This window comes from Thermosipho sp. 1244, assembly GCF_018588215.1.
Classification (GTDB): Bacteria; Thermotogota; Thermotogae; order Thermotogales; family Fervidobacteriaceae; genus Thermosipho; species Thermosipho affectus.
The window spans coordinates 168,994-184,075 of sequence record NZ_LNGA01000023.1; the positions used below are offsets into that span (position 1 = coordinate 168,994).

General features: G+C 31.2%; 15 protein-coding genes. 6 read left to right on the forward strand and 9 right to left on the reverse strand.

All coding sequences use genetic code 11. The features are described from left to right. Positions 1 to 73: 73 nt before the first annotated feature. From AS157_RS05910 to AS157_RS05925, 4 genes are all read right to left on the reverse strand, one after another. Positions 74 to 2,641 (reverse strand): tetratricopeptide repeat-containing glycosyltransferase family 2 protein, encoded by a 2,568-nt coding sequence (locus tag AS157_RS05910; RefSeq protein WP_077289514.1) that lies wholly within the window; start codon positions 2,639 to 2,641, stop codon positions 74 to 76. 3 nt (positions 2,642 to 2,644) lie between these two features. Next, positions 2,645 to 3,124, reverse strand: coding sequence for a pantetheine-phosphate adenylyltransferase (coaD, locus tag AS157_RS05915; RefSeq protein ID WP_077289515.1), 480 nt, complete (start codon positions 3,122 to 3,124; stop codon positions 2,645 to 2,647). Positions 3,125 to 3,127: 3 nt separating this feature from the next. Beyond that, positions 3,128 to 4,465 (reverse strand): replicative DNA helicase, encoded by a 1,338-nt coding sequence (dnaB, locus tag AS157_RS05920; protein ID WP_077287619.1) that lies wholly within the window; start codon positions 4,463 to 4,465, stop codon positions 3,128 to 3,130. 296 nt (positions 4,466 to 4,761) lie between these two features. Further along, positions 4,762 to 5,943, reverse strand: a complete 1,182-nt coding sequence (locus tag AS157_RS05925) for a TM0106 family RecB-like putative nuclease (protein WP_077289516.1) — start codon at positions 5,941 to 5,943, stop codon at positions 4,762 to 4,764. A 208-nt stretch (positions 5,944 to 6,151) separates the two neighbouring features. On the opposite strand from AS157_RS05925, the gene AS157_RS05930 reads away from it, so the two are divergent. Together AS157_RS05930 and AS157_RS05935 are read left to right on the forward strand one after the other, a co-directional pair. Beyond that, positions 6,152 to 6,523: a Rid family detoxifying hydrolase gene (locus AS157_RS05930; protein WP_077289517.1), complete on the forward strand. Its 372-nt coding sequence runs from the start codon at positions 6,152 to 6,154 to the stop codon at positions 6,521 to 6,523. Then, a complete protein-coding gene (locus AS157_RS05935; RefSeq protein WP_077289518.1) occupies positions 6,520 to 7,173 on the forward strand; it encodes an endonuclease III domain-containing protein in 654 nt (217 codons plus the stop codon). Before AS157_RS05930 ends, AS157_RS05935 begins: the two co-directional genes overlap by 4 nt. Here AS157_RS05935 and AS157_RS05940 read toward each other — a convergent pair. Beyond that, entirely contained in the window at positions 7,143 to 8,393 is a 1,251-nt protein-coding gene (locus tag AS157_RS05940) for an SLC45 family MFS transporter (protein ID WP_077289519.1), read from the reverse strand. The two genes, AS157_RS05935 and AS157_RS05940, sit on opposite strands and share 31 nt — an antisense overlap. Before the next feature lie 81 nt (positions 8,394 to 8,474). Between AS157_RS05940 and AS157_RS05945 the strand changes: the two genes are divergently transcribed. The 4 genes from AS157_RS05945 to asnS are packed head-to-tail and all read left to right on the forward strand — an operon-like array spanning position 8,475 to position 11,621. Next, the gene (locus AS157_RS05945) at positions 8,475 to 8,858 is read left to right on the forward strand and encodes a methylglyoxal synthase (RefSeq protein WP_075666101.1); all 384 of its coding nucleotides are present in this window, start codon (positions 8,475 to 8,477) and stop codon (positions 8,856 to 8,858) included. 1 nt (position 8,859) lies between these two features. Then, complete coding sequence (locus AS157_RS05950) at positions 8,860 to 9,657, forward strand: Cof-type HAD-IIB family hydrolase (protein ID WP_077289520.1); 798 nt, start codon at positions 8,860 to 8,862, stop codon at positions 9,655 to 9,657. Then, the gene (locus AS157_RS05955; RefSeq protein WP_352039427.1) at positions 9,617 to 10,306 is read left to right on the forward strand and encodes a hypothetical protein; all 690 of its coding nucleotides are present in this window, start codon (positions 9,617 to 9,619) and stop codon (positions 10,304 to 10,306) included. The genes AS157_RS05950 and AS157_RS05955 overlap by 41 nt, the downstream gene beginning before the upstream one ends. Before the next feature lie 19 nt (positions 10,307 to 10,325). After that, positions 10,326 to 11,621 carry an asparagine--tRNA ligase gene (asnS, locus tag AS157_RS05960; RefSeq protein WP_077289522.1) on the forward strand — a complete coding sequence of 432 codons (1,296 nt, stop codon included), beginning with the start codon at positions 10,326 to 10,328 and terminating at the stop codon, positions 11,619 to 11,621. A 28-nt stretch (positions 11,622 to 11,649) separates the two neighbouring features. Here the strand turns inward: asnS and AS157_RS05965 are convergent, their stop codons facing one another. The 4 genes from AS157_RS05965 to folE2 are packed head-to-tail and all read right to left on the reverse strand — an operon-like array spanning position 11,650 to position 15,081. Then, positions 11,650 to 13,119 (reverse strand): carboxypeptidase M32, encoded by a 1,470-nt coding sequence (locus tag AS157_RS05965; RefSeq protein ID WP_077289523.1) that lies wholly within the window; start codon positions 13,117 to 13,119, stop codon positions 11,650 to 11,652. A gap of 12 nt (positions 13,120 to 13,131) precedes the next feature. Then, complete coding sequence (locus AS157_RS05970; RefSeq protein ID WP_077287633.1) at positions 13,132 to 13,980, reverse strand: GNAT family N-acetyltransferase; 849 nt, start codon at positions 13,978 to 13,980, stop codon at positions 13,132 to 13,134. Next, positions 13,952 to 14,299, reverse strand: a complete 348-nt coding sequence (locus AS157_RS05975) for a L7Ae/L30e/S12e/Gadd45 family ribosomal protein (protein WP_077289524.1) — start codon at positions 14,297 to 14,299, stop codon at positions 13,952 to 13,954. Before AS157_RS05975 ends, AS157_RS05970 begins: the two co-directional genes overlap by 29 nt. Before the next feature lie 2 nt (positions 14,300 to 14,301). Beyond that, on the reverse strand, positions 14,302 to 15,081 hold the full coding sequence (folE2, locus tag AS157_RS05980; protein WP_075666107.1) for a GTP cyclohydrolase FolE2: 780 nt from the start codon (positions 15,079 to 15,081) through the stop codon (positions 14,302 to 14,304). Position 15,082: the final 1 nt, after the last annotated feature.

The window sequence follows — 15,082 nt, forward strand, 5'->3', positions numbered from 1 at the left end:
CCCACCTCCGTGTGTGTTATTTTTTAGTCCAAGGCACTCTGCAAGAATATTATCGGAAGTACAAAAAGAAACTTTAATTTTTTTTAAATAGTATCACTCTAAAATATTTTTTTGGAATTATTTCAGATATCGTAAAACCCATTTTCTCAAGTTCTAAAGCTATTTGTTTTGTAGATTTTAAGATCCTTATTTCAGGGTTATACCATATGGGGTTATTTTTATCATTAAAATCTGGCATCAAATAAATCAATGCACCTTTTTTTGTATTTTTTGGTAAGATAATTTTCGGATTTGTATTTATTATATTCATCCCAAACACCGTTTCGCTTTCTTCGTTCGTTATTGAAAGTTCTTCTAATATGCTTTTTGTTACTTTTTCATCAATGAAGTTTATTTTGTTACTTTTTAACTTTTGTAGAATTTTAAATAGTAGATCATTGTCAATATCGAATGGCCATTTATCTATAGTTTTTTTTCTTCTTTCTTTTACGAGTTTAATTGAATCATTTGTGGGATATGGATAAGTATACAAGAAATTTGAAGATCTTTTCCATACACGTATGGGATTAATTATTCCAAAACCAGAGAATTTTTCAGAGATATTTCCACACCATACTATTTCATCGCTACTTTTTGAAAATTTTGGTGTTGTATGTAAATAAAATCCATCGTATTCGTATTTTCCAAGTGACAGATCTCCAATTTTTGGATTTTTTTCACAGGATTTTATGTGATATTCAAATGCCTTTTTATAATCTTTCTTTTCTTCAAAGATTTTTGCAAGCCTGTAGTAATAAAATGGAAAATCATCAATATTTTTTATATTTGATAGTAATCTTTTCTTTCTTTCAAGGTCTTTTGTGTTAAGTGCTGCAACGTATTTTGCATAATCTGAATCCGATATTAAGTTTAAGTATTCTAGTTCTTCATTTTGAGCATTTATTTCAAAAATTAATTCCTTTAATGAACCAAAATAGTCCATTATTTCTTCAAATGTTCCATCTATGTTTTTATCGAGTTTGGTTTTTAAATCATCGATGACGGGTTTGATAAACTTTGAGACAGTTTTATTTAATTCAATTGCCTTTTTGTAATATGATATTGCTGCGTTAAAGTTTCCAAGTTTTAAATAAATGTCACCGATTAAAGAAAGTATAATTCCCTGGTTTTCTTCGTCGAATTTTTTTCTTATGTTTGCAAGTATCTTAAGTAGTTTTTCTTTATTTTCAGAGTAATACTTAAAGAAAAACAAAATTTCTTTAATTGAATGGATATCTTCTTCTGGATTTTCAAAGATAAAGTTAACTAGGTAATCTTTTTTGTCAAGAAGTTTTTTTACTACAAATTTTTGGAATCGCGTTTCTGCGAAATGTTCTATTTCCGATAAATGTATACCATTGTCTAAATATTTGTAAATGGTGTTCCACACATTAATTTTTAAGTTATTTCTCAATATGTATTTTAAAAGATCATCTACAATGCAGTGTATATCTTTCAGAAATTTTATGTTGTGTATTTTTGATATTTCTTCAAATATATTTGAAAGAAATCTTTTAATGTTTTCTCCGGTTTTGGGGGCAATTTCACAAGATTTTTTTATATGATATTCAAATTTTTCTTTATCCTGTTTTATCAAGTAATATTTTGCAAGTATTGTATGTGCAGTAGCTTTATATTTGAATCCCACGATTGTCCATTTGAATTTTTCTGGGTTTTTTTCGGCGTATTTTATTTTTTCTAAAAAGAGTTTTGCATATTTAAATTGATTTTCCAAATCATCCATTTTTTCATATAAAGCCATTAGTCCGAAATATGGATCGGGATATTCAGGTGAAACTAAAGCTTTTTCAAATAACTCTTTTGATAGATTGTATAGTCCTTTATTTAAAGCGTCGATGCCAAATAAAAATAGAAATTCTACACCAATTCCAGGGACTTTTTTTAGTTTGTTTATTTCATTTAGTGTTTTTAAACCCACTTCGTATTTTCTATATTTATATTTTGATATTGCTTCTGTTTTGTAAAGCTGTACAAGATAATAAATTTTTTCAAGTGGGCTAATACTCTTATTTTCAAGGTGTTTTAAAATTAAATTTCTTGTTCTATTGTATTTTTTCTCTCGAAGTTCTCTTGTCCAAATATAACCGTAATGGTATATAATAAAAGGTGCATCAATAACTTTTCCCTTGTGGATAGGTTGATTGTGCACAATATTTTGGTATTTTACTGTTCCATTTCTGAAAATTCTAGGGGTAGAAGCTGTTTCCGTTTTTTTTAGGTCCCAATCCAGGTAACTTAATGTGGGAAGATATACGGTATTGATATCTTTTGGGAGTGTTTTCAAAAATTCTCTTATTTGTTTGAAATCTTCTTTTACTTCTTCATCTGCGTCAAAGACCATTACCCATTCACATGTTGGATATTTTAAAGAATTATTTCTCGCTTCTGAAAAATCCCCTTTCCATGGATGAAAATATAATTTATCGGTATATTCTTTTACAATATCTGGTGTTCTGTCCGTTGATCCTGTATCTACCACTATAATTTCGTCAGCAATATCTTTTATGCTTTCAAGTGCTCTTCTAATATTGTGCTCTTCGTCTTTGACTATCATGGCAACAGATAGAAGACATTTTTTCATTTTTTACACCTCTTTTATTTTTCTTAATAATTTTCTTTCAACGTTATGGGGTACCCACGTTGATATATTTCCTCCAAAAAATGCCACTTCTTTCACTAAACTTGAAGATATGAAAGAATATTTTTTGTCTGTCATCAAAAAAACCGTATCTACAGTCGGGCACATTTCTTTATTTGCCATGGCCATTTGAAGCTCATATTCAAAATCTGTAACGGCTCTTAACCCTCTGATAATTACATCAATTTTGTGGTTTTTTAAATAATCTATTAATAATCCTTTATAATAATCTACTTTGACATTTTTTATGTCTTTTGTACAGTCTTTAATCATTTCTATTCTTTCATCTAGTGAAAAAGTATATTTTTTTCTTTTATTTTCCATTACTACCACAAATACTTCTGAAAATATCTTTGTTGCCCTTTTAATTATGTCTAAATGCCCATAAGTTATAGGATCAAAAGAACCTGGATAGATTGCCTTCATATTTTAACCTCCATGTGAAATGTCTATATTGTAAAATGCAGTATATTTTGGATCAAAGGATAGCTTTACAGTTCCAATTGGTCCATTTCTTTGTTTCCCGATTATTAGTTCTGTTATATGAGGTTCTGTAGTTTTTTCCTTTTTGTAATATTCCTCACGGTAAAGGAAAAGTACCATGTCTGCATCTTGTTCAATTGATCCAGATTCTCTTAGATCACTTAGTCTTGGTCTTTTATCTTCTCTTTGTTCTACCGCTCTTGACAATTGAGAGAGTGCAACAATTACTATATCTAACTCTCTTGCTAAAAGTTTTAGCGAACGTGAGATTTCGGATATTTCTTGTTGCCTATTTTCTCTGTATGATTTGGTGCTCATCAACTGGAGGTAATCTATAAATATTACTTCTATTCCGTATTCTTTTTTCATTCTTCTTGCCTTTGCACGCAAAGATCTGGGATTAAGATTAGCTTCGTCATCAACTATGATATTGGCTTTGTATAGTTTTCCCGTTGCGGTAAGTAATCTTTGCCATTCTTCGTCTGTAATATTTCCTCTGCGTAATTTTTGAAGTTCAACAAACGCTTCCATACCTAGAAGCCTTTGTACAAGTTGTTCTTTACTCATTTCAAGACTAAATATTCCAACAGGAATATTAAAATCAAGTGCCATATTTTTGGCAACGTTGAGTGCAAAAGCAGTTTTACCAACGCTAGGTCTTGCGGCTAAGATGATAAGATCAGATTTATGAAATCCAGAGGTCATTTCATCTAAGAATTTATATCCCGTGGGGATGCCTGTTACTACATTTAGAGTACCACTTTTATTTTTTCCCCTTAATGTTTCCAGATTTTCAAACACTTGGTGTAGTATTGTATTCATAGGTAGATAGGTTCTAGAGGTTTTTGATTCGGCAATTTCAAATATTAATCTTTCTGCATTATCAAGGATATCATCTACCTCTCTATCTGAGGTAGCATCTTCAACAACTTTAGATGCCGCTGAGATTAAAGAGCGTAAAATAGATTTGTCTCTTACTATTTGAGCATATGTTTCAATATGTGCAGAAGTTGGAACAATATCTGCAAGTTGGGCAACATAAAGTTCACCACCAATAAAGTCGAGTTTTCCCTTAGTTTTTAACCTTTCACAGATAGATATAACATCTATTGGAGTACCTTCATCGTATAATTCTTCTATTGCTTTAAAGATTTCTGCATTTTTCTGATCATAAAAATCTTTTGAACTAACGATTGGTATTATAGATTCTATGGTTTCAGGATCTATTAGAATACTACCAATAACAGCTTGTTCTGCTTCTAGATTGTGAGGCGAGTTTCTCATCTTTTTCCTCCTTTTCCTAGGAAAGATTATATCATAAAATAAGACCCCAGATTGTACAATCCGGGGTCTATTTCTTGGAAAACTGGTTCCAAGGGGGGATAGGGGGTCGCTGCTCACAACTAAAATAACACATGTTTTGTTACATCTCAAGACATGTGAAAAAAAGATTAAGTTAAAAAAGTTAAAGTTCTGTGAGTTGCGAAATATTAAGATAAACAGCATTATATGTGTTTTACAGTCAAAATTGTGGGAAAATTCACTCTTTTGATGTTAACAATTAAAGAAAAAATGAAAAATCAATCTGACAATTTATTAACGATGTTAAATAATAGTTTGGTGGCATTTACATCATCTTCGTTGTATTTCAAAATTTCATCTAGTATTTTGTCATCTTTTGTTTTTAGGAAGTCTTCGAATTTATGTACTACGATATTTCCGTTTAAATTTGTCCTCCAATTAAATCCCAAATATTTTGCTATGGATTTAAGAGAGTAAGATATTGTTGGGATTGCAATATGATTGTGGTAGATTTTATATAAATCTACAAACTCAATATTTGTTTTTTTAAAGTTGTATTTTTTAAATAGTTTATTGATTTGTATAGGTTCATAATTGTAGTAATGATATACGGGAAGTTTTTTGGTTGATAGAAAACTTATAAGTTTTTTGAATTCTGTTTTTTCATCTTCTCTTTTAAGTGATAAAAATGGAATGTATTTATCTTCATACAAAACACCAAAGAGAAAATTAAAGTTTTTGTAGCTTTCTATGTCAAGAAAAATGCCTGGTTTTAATTTTTTAACAGGGTTGTATAGAATGATTTTTTTTTGTATAAAAGCCTTTGCTTGTGCAATTATTTTGTCCGATTTTTCCCCAAATATTTCTTTTACAACCTCTTTCATTTCTATTATATCGTCTAGTTTTTCAATACCCTTTTCTTTTAAATTTTTAAGTCTAAACTTTCCAATTCCTCTGATCAATGAAAGATCTTTTGCTCTAATTAGTTCATTAGTACATTCTAAACTGTATTTGCAAAATTTACATTCTGGATTGAGAATTGGTTTGGGAACTTTTTTGTTTGAAAAATTGTAAATTATATTTTTAAAGGAATTTACATGTTTTTCCCAAGGAATTTGTGATCTATAGTATTTGCTCTTGAATATGACATCTATTTTTTTATCGGTATAGCTTGAAACTACAAACGCATATCCTGCGGCCTCAAGGTAATGATATTGGTAAAGCCTTTTCCCTCTTCTATGAGAAATAATTGTTATCTTATTATCGTCTATTTTTAGATCTATGTTTTTAGCATAAAGGGTTAGACCGTAAATTTCAAGTGAAATTGATACGTTTTTTAAAAATCCGCTTTTGTTAATTTTTTGTGTTATAGTTGATTCTACTTTTTCATCTTTGGATTCCAAGATAAACTTTCGTGGACAAAAGAGATATGTTCTAATCTTTGAAATACAAAAAAGCATTTTTTCACCCAATCTAGATATAAACAACTTATCATTCTATTATATTATAAACGATATATTAATTATTACACTTTCTTCTGAATTTTTCAATATATGCATCAAAGCACGTTATTGATTGTTGGTTGTTATAGCGACTAGTTTATTTTTTCGAAAAATTCAAGGAAAATGATATAATAGATGTAAATCATAACATGTGGGGGTGGTTAAAGTGGAATTAATTAATCCTAAAAATGCTCCAAAAGCAGTAGGTCCATATTCTATAGCGGTAAAGACGGGAAATTTAGTTTTTGTTTCTGGTCAATTACCAATAACGGAAAATGGGGAATTGGTAAAAGGAGATATAAAGAGGGAAACTGAAATAATAATGAAGAATATAGAAATAATATTGAAAGAAGCGGGGAGTGCCCTTGGAAAAATTGTAAAGGTAAATGTCTATATCAGGGATATGTCAAAGTTCTTAGAGTTTAATGAGATATACGAAAAGATGTTAAATGGGCACAAACCAGCAAGAGCTGTGGTTGAGGTTTCAAATCTTCCAAAAGATTCGGATATTGAAATTGAGGCGATAGCAGAGGTATGAATTTTGAAGGGCTATATGATGTATTAAAGGCTACCTATGGTAATCTTGGAAAATGGTGGCCCGGTGATAAAGAAGAAATATTAATAACTGCAGTTTTAACGCAAAGTACGAATTGGAAAAATGTAGAATATGCGATGGAAAATATTTACAAGTTTACAACTAAAGAAAGACTTTTGGATTTTCTTTATAAACTTACAAAGGATGAATTAGCAAATCTTATAAAACCGGCAGGTTTTTTTAATATTAAAGCACAGAGATTAAAAAATTTATTAGAATTTTTCAAGAAATACAATTTTAATTTAGATACAATTTCGAGAGAAGAAAATTTAAGGGATAAATTATTGAAAATAAAAGGAATCGGCAAAGAAACAGCCGATTCCATTTTGTTATATGCTTTTGAAAAACCCGTATTTGTTGTGGATGCATATACGAAAAGGATATTAAATAGAATATACAATTTAAAGTTAAAAGATTATGATGAAATACAAGAGCTATTTTATAAGTATTATCCAAAAGACGTACAATTGTACCAAGAGTTTCATGGGTTAATAGTTGAGCATGCAAAAAGGTATTGTAGAAAAAAGCCATTATGTAATTCTTGCTTTTTCCACAAATGCGCCTATTTTACATCACCTTTTCTAACATATTGAAGTGTAAATGTTGCTAGAATAAACGATATTATCGAAAAATACAACAAAGAATCATAACCTAGTTTATCTATGAAAAATCCTGAAACAGGTGGTGCAATTATATTTGCACTCATTGAAAAGAAATAGTACAAGCCTGTGTATCCACCTAGTTTTTCTTCACTTGTCATATCGACTACTGTTGGGAGTGAGTTAACATTTACCATTGCCCATCCCATACCGCCTAGTGAAAAGTATATAAATAGCAAATAGGTTATAACCTTGGGAGAGTTTAGTAAATATACGGACAAAACTGTAAGTACTGAAATTAAAGTGACTATTAATAGACCAACGGTCATTGTTTTTTTTCTGCCAATTTTTGAACCTATGAATCCAGCCGGAATAGAGAATAACATAAACGTAAGAGAGAAAAACCCCAATATAAACGCCCCTGTACTTTCACTTATCCCAATTCTAAATTTTGCGTAACTTGTAAAAAATGTTTCAAGAGCGTTATATCCTGTAAACCAAAATAATATGGAAAGTAAGATCATTAAAAGGCTTTTTTCTTCTGACAAAAATACGTCTTTTAGATTTATCTTTAATTCATTAAAACTTTTTGAAAAAACATTTGAAAGCTTTATATTATCGCCTGTTTTAATTTTATATTTGCTGTCTTCTTTAATAAATATGACGACAAGAAGTGAAGCAATTACCATGATTATAGCTCCAACCCAAAATGGAAGAGCGTAATTTTTGTCGTATAAAGGTTTTCCCGCAAAATATGCAAGTAAAGCGCCTAATCCTCCCATGAAGTTTATTATTCCGTTAGCTTGGCTTCTAAATTTTGGTGGTGTAATGTCGGGCATTAAAGTAATTACAGGGGATCTAAAGAGTGCCATAAAGAAGTTCATGAGGATAATATTTAACATGAAGAACCAAAGAATATGTAAGTTTCTAGATAGAGGTATCAAAGAAAAGAAGATGGCTCCAAGAGGTGCTCCAACAAGTATGTAAGGCATTCTTCTTCCAAGCTTTGTTCTTGTTTGATCACTTAATACTCCAATGAGAGGTAACATAAATATTGCAAAAATATTGTCGATAGTCATTATAAATCCGATACTTGTGGATGAAAGAGAGAAATCTTTTAGAAAGATTGGCACGTATGCATTATATAATGGCCAGAGAATGCTTATTCCAAAAAAACCAAATCCAAGTAAGAACAGCTTTTTATGATTTTTCACTTTATCCCCCCTTAAAGAATTTTTCAAATTTTATTATAACATACCTATGATATAATAAATAAAAATGTGAGGGGTGAGATAATGTTGAAAGTTGCTTTAATTGCACATGATAAGAAAAAATTGGATTTGGCAATGTTTGTAAAGGAATGGAAAGAAGTATTTGAAAAGTGTGAATTGTTTGCGACTAGAACAACAGGAAAGATAATAGAGGAAAAAATAGGACTTAAGGTAAACAAGTTAGAATCGGGACCATATGGTGGAGATTTACAGATAGGAGCTTTAATTGTCAATGGTGAAATTGATTTTGTTGTATTCTTACGTGATCCATTGACTGCACAGCCTCACGAACCAGATGTTTCGGCGCTTTTAAGGGTATGTGACGTACATAATATACCACTTGCTACTAATTTGTCTACTGCTGAAGGGTTAGTACTTGAAATAAAGAGAAAACTAGAAGGAGGATAATATGGTATTTGTGTTTGATTTAGATGGAACTTTGTTGAATAATAATTATACAATTTCCGAAAAAACTATTAACTTTATAAAGTCTCTTGAAAAATGTGGTCATAAGTTGTTTTTTGCAAGTGGTAGAATGTTGATTTCAATAAAAAAGGTGGTTGAAAAATTCTTTGAAAAAGAATACCCTATAATAGCGTATAACGGTGGAATGGTTTATTTACCAGAAGAGGGAATAGTGTTTGAGAAGTCTTTAGACTTTTCAAGTGCAAAAAAAGTTATAGAATTTTTAAGAAGCGAAAATGTACATAGACAAATATACGTGGATGATAAATTATATGGAGAAGAGGACAATGACGAAATAAAGTTTTACGCCAAACACGCAAGTGTAGATTATTATATAGTAGATGATCTAGTAAAATTGCTAAGGAAAAAATTACCGGTAAAAATTCTTTCAATTGTAGATAAAGAAAAAATAAAATTGTTAAAAGATAAACTAAACAGTTTAAATTTAGAAATTGATGTATTTAAGAGCATGGATATATTTTTGGATATAGTCCCAAAAGACATAAATAAAGGTGAAGCTTTGGAGTTTTTGATAAAAAAATTGGATCTAAAAGGAGAAATAGTGGCCTTTGGTGATAATTATAATGATATTCCCCTTTTTAAAGTAGCAAACATTTCAATTGCCATGGGGAATGCAAGTAATGATGTGAAAAGGGAGGCAGATTATATTGCACCGTCAAATAATGAAGATGGTGTTTATAGTGCTCTTGTTGAGTTATTTTCAGATTGTATTTCCTGCTAAAATTTCAAATCAACCTCTTGAAGATATTTTAAATGATGTTTCGCTGGTTTGTCTTGGAAGTTTAGGGGATTTGACCTTGGCATATGATGCGGGAAAGGCAGCTGGTTACTTGTTAAAAAAAGAAGGGTATGATGCGTATATTGTAGGAGTATTGGATACCTTAAGTTTAGATGATAAAGAGCCTTTTCATCGCGTTAATAATTCGGCATTTATAACTGCGCATGTCTATTCTTTATTTTCAAAGGGTTTGTTAAGTGCAGGAATAATTCCAATATTTGATGGTAGGGTTATAGATAAGGAAATAATCTATTCTTTAAATACGAGGAATGCAACATACCCTATTGTTGTTGAGACTGAATCTGAAAAAGAAAAATTGGATAAGTACAAAGGAAGTATTATTTTAAAAGATGAATTGGAAGGTTATATTGACAGGGTAAAGTTGTTTTGGAATTTAAAGGAAGTTGATGTAGAAGCTATAAGGATGAAAATTTTAAAGAATTCCATAATTTGGCTTGGCGGAGAAAAAAAGATATACGTAAATCAAATTTTTAGAAATGATGGGCTTATAATATTTTCAAAAGATATCCTAGGTTATGCGAAAGATGTGCTTGAAGGATATGAACCTGCTACTGGAAGAAAGCCATGGTAGAAAATGGGAGGTGTAGATTGTGTGGGTATATATAAAAGATCTGAAAGATTACATTGGAAAAGAAGTGGAGTTAAGAGGATGGGTATGGAGAAGTAGAAGTAGTGGAAAAATTGCTTTTATTAATATGAGAGATGGTACGGGAATAGCTCAAGTGGTAGTTGAAGCATCTTCTGTTGATGAGGAAACTTTTAAAAATTCCAGAAAACTTAGAATGGAATCTTCTTTAATAGTTAGAGGAATTGTCAAAGAAGAAAGAAGAGCACCAGGTGGGGTTGAGCTTCATGCAAAAGAAGTTATTCCCATCCAAATTCCAAAAGAAGATTTTCCAATAAATAAACCGGATCATAGTATTGAGTATTTGATGGATCATAGGCATCTTTGGTTACGTTCAAGAAGGCAGATGCATATTTTATACATAAGAGATGCCGTGTTAAGGGCTATAAGAAAATTTTATTGGGAAAATGGTTTTGTACAAGTGGATACTCCAATATTCACTGGTGCAATTGGTGAGTCGGCAGGTAATTTGTTTGAAATAGATTATTTTGATTATGGTAAAGTTTACCTTGCTCAAACTGGTCAATTATATTTGGAAGCTGCGTGTATGGCACTTGGGAGGGTGTTTAATTTAGGGCCTACCTTTAGAGCGGAAAAATCTAAAACAAGAAGACATCTTATTGAATTTTGGATGAATGAAGCGGAAGTTGCGTATTTTGAACACGAGGACAATTTGAAATTGCAAGAGGGCTTAGTATCGTACATAGTAAAGTATGTGCTTGAAAATGCAAGAGAGCATCTTGAAGCGTTAAATAGAGATATTTCTAAATTAGAAAAGATAGAAGCTCCATTCCCGAGAATTACTTATACAGAAGCGGTAAGCCTTCTTCAAAAGAAAGGATATAATATAGAATGGGGCGATGATTTTGGAGGTGATGAGGAAACAGAGATTGCAAAACAGTTTGAAAAACCTGTGTTTGTAACGCATTATCCAAGAAAAGCCAAAGCATTTTATATGCAACCTGATCCAGATAATCCAGATGTGGTTTTGTGCGATGATTTAATTGCGCCAGAGGGATATGGAGAAATTATAGGAGCTTCTCAAAGAATCCACGATTATGATTTGCTTGTAGAAAGGTTGAAAGAATTTAACTTGCCCGTTGAAGCATACGATTGGTACCTTGATTTGAGAAGATTTGGGACTGTTCCACATAGTGGGTTTGGTTTAGGAATAGAAAGAACAATAGCTTGGATTGCAGGGTTAGAACATATTAGAGAAGCAATACCATTCCCAAGAACACTATACAGGATTCATCCATAAAGTAAGTCCAAGCCGTTGTGGCTTGGACTTATTTTTTATATACCTTTGTGAATTTTTCCTTTACGTATTCAATAAAGTATTCTGGATTAAGTTCTTCGTTTGAAATTTCCTTTATAAGTTCAATTGGCATAAGTGTTTTTCCTTTGGAATGTACTTTTTTGCGCAGCCAGGAAAGTATTTCGATAAATTGGCCTTTTTCTATTTTTTCTCCAAAATTCGGGATATCCTTTTTCATTGCATAGTAGATTTGAGCAGCGTATAGATTTCCAAGCATATATGAAGGGAAATAACCAAAAGAGCCGTGAGCCCAGTGAACATCTTGTAATACTCCAAGTGCATCACTTTTTGGGACTATTCCAAGGTATTCTTTCATTTTTTCGTTCCACAACTTGGGTAGTTCATCAACGGTTATCCTATCGTTGATTAATGCTTCTTCGAGTTCAAATCTTAACATTATATGTAAATTATATGTTACTTCATCTGCTTCGGTTCTTATTAGGGACCTTTCAACTGTGTTGATAGCTCTCCAGAATTCTTCTACTTTTACGTTTTTGAAATTTGGAAAGTATTTTGTAAATTTAGGGTATATAAATTTCCAAAACTCCAAGCTTCTTCCCACAATATTTTCCCAAAATCTCGATTGACTTTCATGAATGCCCATGGAAGCACCATCACCAATGGGAAGACCTCTGAATTCCTCTGGAATACCTTGTTCATACAAAGCATGGCCACACTCGTGAATTGTACTAAATATTGAATTTTTGATATCGTATTTGTCGAATCTTGTGGTTATTCTTATATCGTTATGTGAAATAGATATGGTAAATGGATGTGCGGAAATATCTAATCTACCTGCACCGAGGTCATAATTTAAAATCTTTAAAAGTTCCATAGAAAATTCCTTTTGTTTTTCTATACTGTATTTGCCTTTTAGAATTTCCGTGTTTGGTTTATTGCCACTATCAAGTTCGTTGATAAATTCAACTAAAAATTTTCTAAGCTCTACTATTATGCTTTTTAGTTGATCTGTTTTAAGACCAGGTTCATAGTCGTCGAGTAGAACATCGTATTTGTTACTTTCATAACCTATACATTCTATTACTTTTTTCTCTAAATCTACCACTTTTTTCAAATGAGGTTTAAATATTTCAAAATTATCTTTTTCTTTTGCCTTTTGCCATGCTTGTTGGGATAAAGCTGTTTCAAATTGTAATTCTTTGAAAAGTTCAGGTGGTATTTTTTCATGTTTTTCAAATTCTTTTTTTACTAATTTTAAGATTGCTTTATCTTCATCATCCTCTGGGGTAGCAGATTCTAGTAACTCCTTTGTTTTCTCTGAGATAAATTCTTTAAAAACATACGTTGAAATTTCACCAATAATTTCCGCCCTTTTTTCAGCTGCCTTTTCAGGCATATACGTTTCCATGTCCCAGTGTAATAAAGAAAGGGCGTTTTCAAATTTTGATAATCTTTTTAGATGTTTTTTTAGTTTTTCCATTTTTGTCCCCCTTTACTGCAATTTTTTGTGCATTTCAGATTGTATTAAAAGTGATTCAAATCCGTTTTCCACTAGTGCAGTATACATGGGATCATCTTCTGGGACGGAAGTTGCAGAGATAATTTTACAGTTTGTTTCATTTCTCAAAAAAGCTATTGCAACTTTTGCAATTTCATCCCATTTTTCTTTGTCTTTTGTTCCAAGATCAACTATATAAGTGGTGTTATCTTCGTTTTTCCCCCACACAAGATAACCTTCAGTTTTGTCGGTAATCAATCTTACATGGTTATATCTTCCATTTGCAAGAAGTAAGGTTACAGGTTCACGTTGCCAATTTGGTTTTCTACCAGACAATTGAAGGTTTAGTGAAAGAGTGTAGATATACCTTGGTTCGACTTTGATAGATCTAAAATATATATCTTTACTTTTTACATTTTTATTAATTAAGAGATGTAATTTTCGTCTTTCTCTAAAACCATGTTTTTCGTAAAATCTATATGCCCTTGAGTCTTTTGTTATAACTTCCAAAGATATTGTTTGAATGCCTTTCCATTTAAGATAGTTTGTTGAATGTTCGAGGATAAAGCTTGCGGTTCCAGTTCCTCGTTCTTCTTTAACGACCCCCATTGCATCGATTCTAGCCCTTTCATGTCTTATGCTGTTAACTATGAATCCTACGGGCTTGGTGTCTCTCAAAAATATGAAACTATCTTCAAGAGATATGGAATTTTCTCTGACATCCATTTCAAAATTTACTACATTCCAATTTACAGGAACAGTGTAATCTTGGAAAACCTTGTTTACAAAGTTCACAAAATCAATTAAAGAATATTCATTCAGAGTTAATATTTTTAGATTCATTTTTCCCCCCCTCTTTTGAAAAATTCAAAATACTTTTCGCCATGTTTTCGTCTAATATCCCTAATATGGCAATGTTTAGCATTCCAGTTGCTTTGGATAAAGTTTTTTTATCCGCAATTTCAACGAAGGGAACATTTGATATATCACATCTTATTTTTATATCTTTTTTTACCCTTTGTCCTGTATCCTTAGCTATTAATATTACTTTTGTTTTTATTTTAGGGTTTTTAATGTATTCACGTATATTATCTTTTCCATATACCAATTTTTTTGCTTTTGATGCAAATCCAAGAAGAGTTAAAATTTTTTGCTCATTCACACTTACACCTCCATATTGTATGAATCTACACAAGCAAATGCATTGTGATTATGTATAGATTCGTAACTTTCCACCTCGACTTTGAACCATTTGAGCTTGGGGTTATTTTTTAATTCAAGTGCAATGTCTCTTGCAACGTCTTCTACAAATTTAGGGTTTTCGTATGCTTTTTCTGTTAAAAATTTTTCGTCAGGTCTTTTTAAGAGAGAAAATAATGGTACGCTTGAGTGTTTTTCAGCAATTTCTATAAGTTCTTCAAACCATACGAGGTCTGATGTTTCTACTTCAATTCTTACGTGTGCCCTTTGATTATGTGCGTTATATTTGCTGATCTCTTTTGAGCAAGGGCACAAAGTTTGCACAGGCACTTCAACTACAATGAAAAATTCGCATTTTTCTGGTCCATCATATGCTTTAAAACCACAAGTATATTCCATATAGCTTTCTATTTTTGTTACAGGCGCTTTCTTTTTGATAAAATATGGAAACATTATTTCAATTTTTGCACTTTTTGCCTTTAGAGTTTTTTTTAAATCATCTAGAATCATCTTAATATTTTTGGGATCAATTTTTAAGTGAAATTTGTTAAATACTTCTAAAAACCTACTCATATGAGTGCCACGAAAGTCTTTTGGAAGATCTACATACATGTTGATTTTTGCAATTGTGTTTTGTACTTTATTTTTTCTATCGAGCACTTGAATTGGATATTTTAAATCTTTGATTCCTACATGTTTTAGTGGGATTTCCCTTGTATCTTTTTCACTTTGTACATCCCTCATA

Bases quoted from the DNA above. Each gene is read 5' to 3' on its own strand.
- AS157_RS05910 (WP_077289514.1), bottom strand. From the start codon at position 2,641: ATGAAAAAATGTCTTCTATCTGTTGCCATGATAGTCAAAGACGAAGAG.
- coaD (WP_077289515.1), bottom strand. From the start codon at position 3,124: ATGAAGGCAATCTATCCAGGTTCTTTTGATCCTATAACTTATGGGCAT.
- dnaB (WP_077287619.1), bottom strand. From the start codon at position 4,465: ATGAGAAACTCGCCTCACAATCTAGAAGCAGAACAAGCTGTTATTGGT.
- AS157_RS05925 (WP_077289516.1), bottom strand. From the start codon at position 5,943: ATGCTTTTTTGTATTTCAAAGATTAGAACATATCTCTTTTGTCCACGA.
- AS157_RS05935 (WP_077289518.1), top strand. From the start codon at position 6,520: ATGAATTTTGAAGGGCTATATGATGTATTAAAGGCTACCTATGGTAAT.
- AS157_RS05945 (WP_075666101.1), top strand. From the start codon at position 8,475: ATGTTGAAAGTTGCTTTAATTGCACATGATAAGAAAAAATTGGATTTG.
- AS157_RS05950 (WP_077289520.1), top strand. From the start codon at position 8,860: ATGGTATTTGTGTTTGATTTAGATGGAACTTTGTTGAATAATAATTAT.
- AS157_RS05965 (WP_077289523.1), bottom strand. From the start codon at position 13,119: ATGGAAAAACTAAAAAAACATCTAAAAAGATTATCAAAATTTGAAAAC.
- AS157_RS05970 (WP_077287633.1), bottom strand. From the start codon at position 13,980: ATGAATCTAAAAATATTAACTCTGAATGAATATTCTTTAATTGATTTT.
- folE2 (WP_075666107.1), bottom strand. From the start codon at position 15,081: ATGAGGGATGTACAAAGTGAAAAAGATACAAGGGAAATCCCACTAAAA.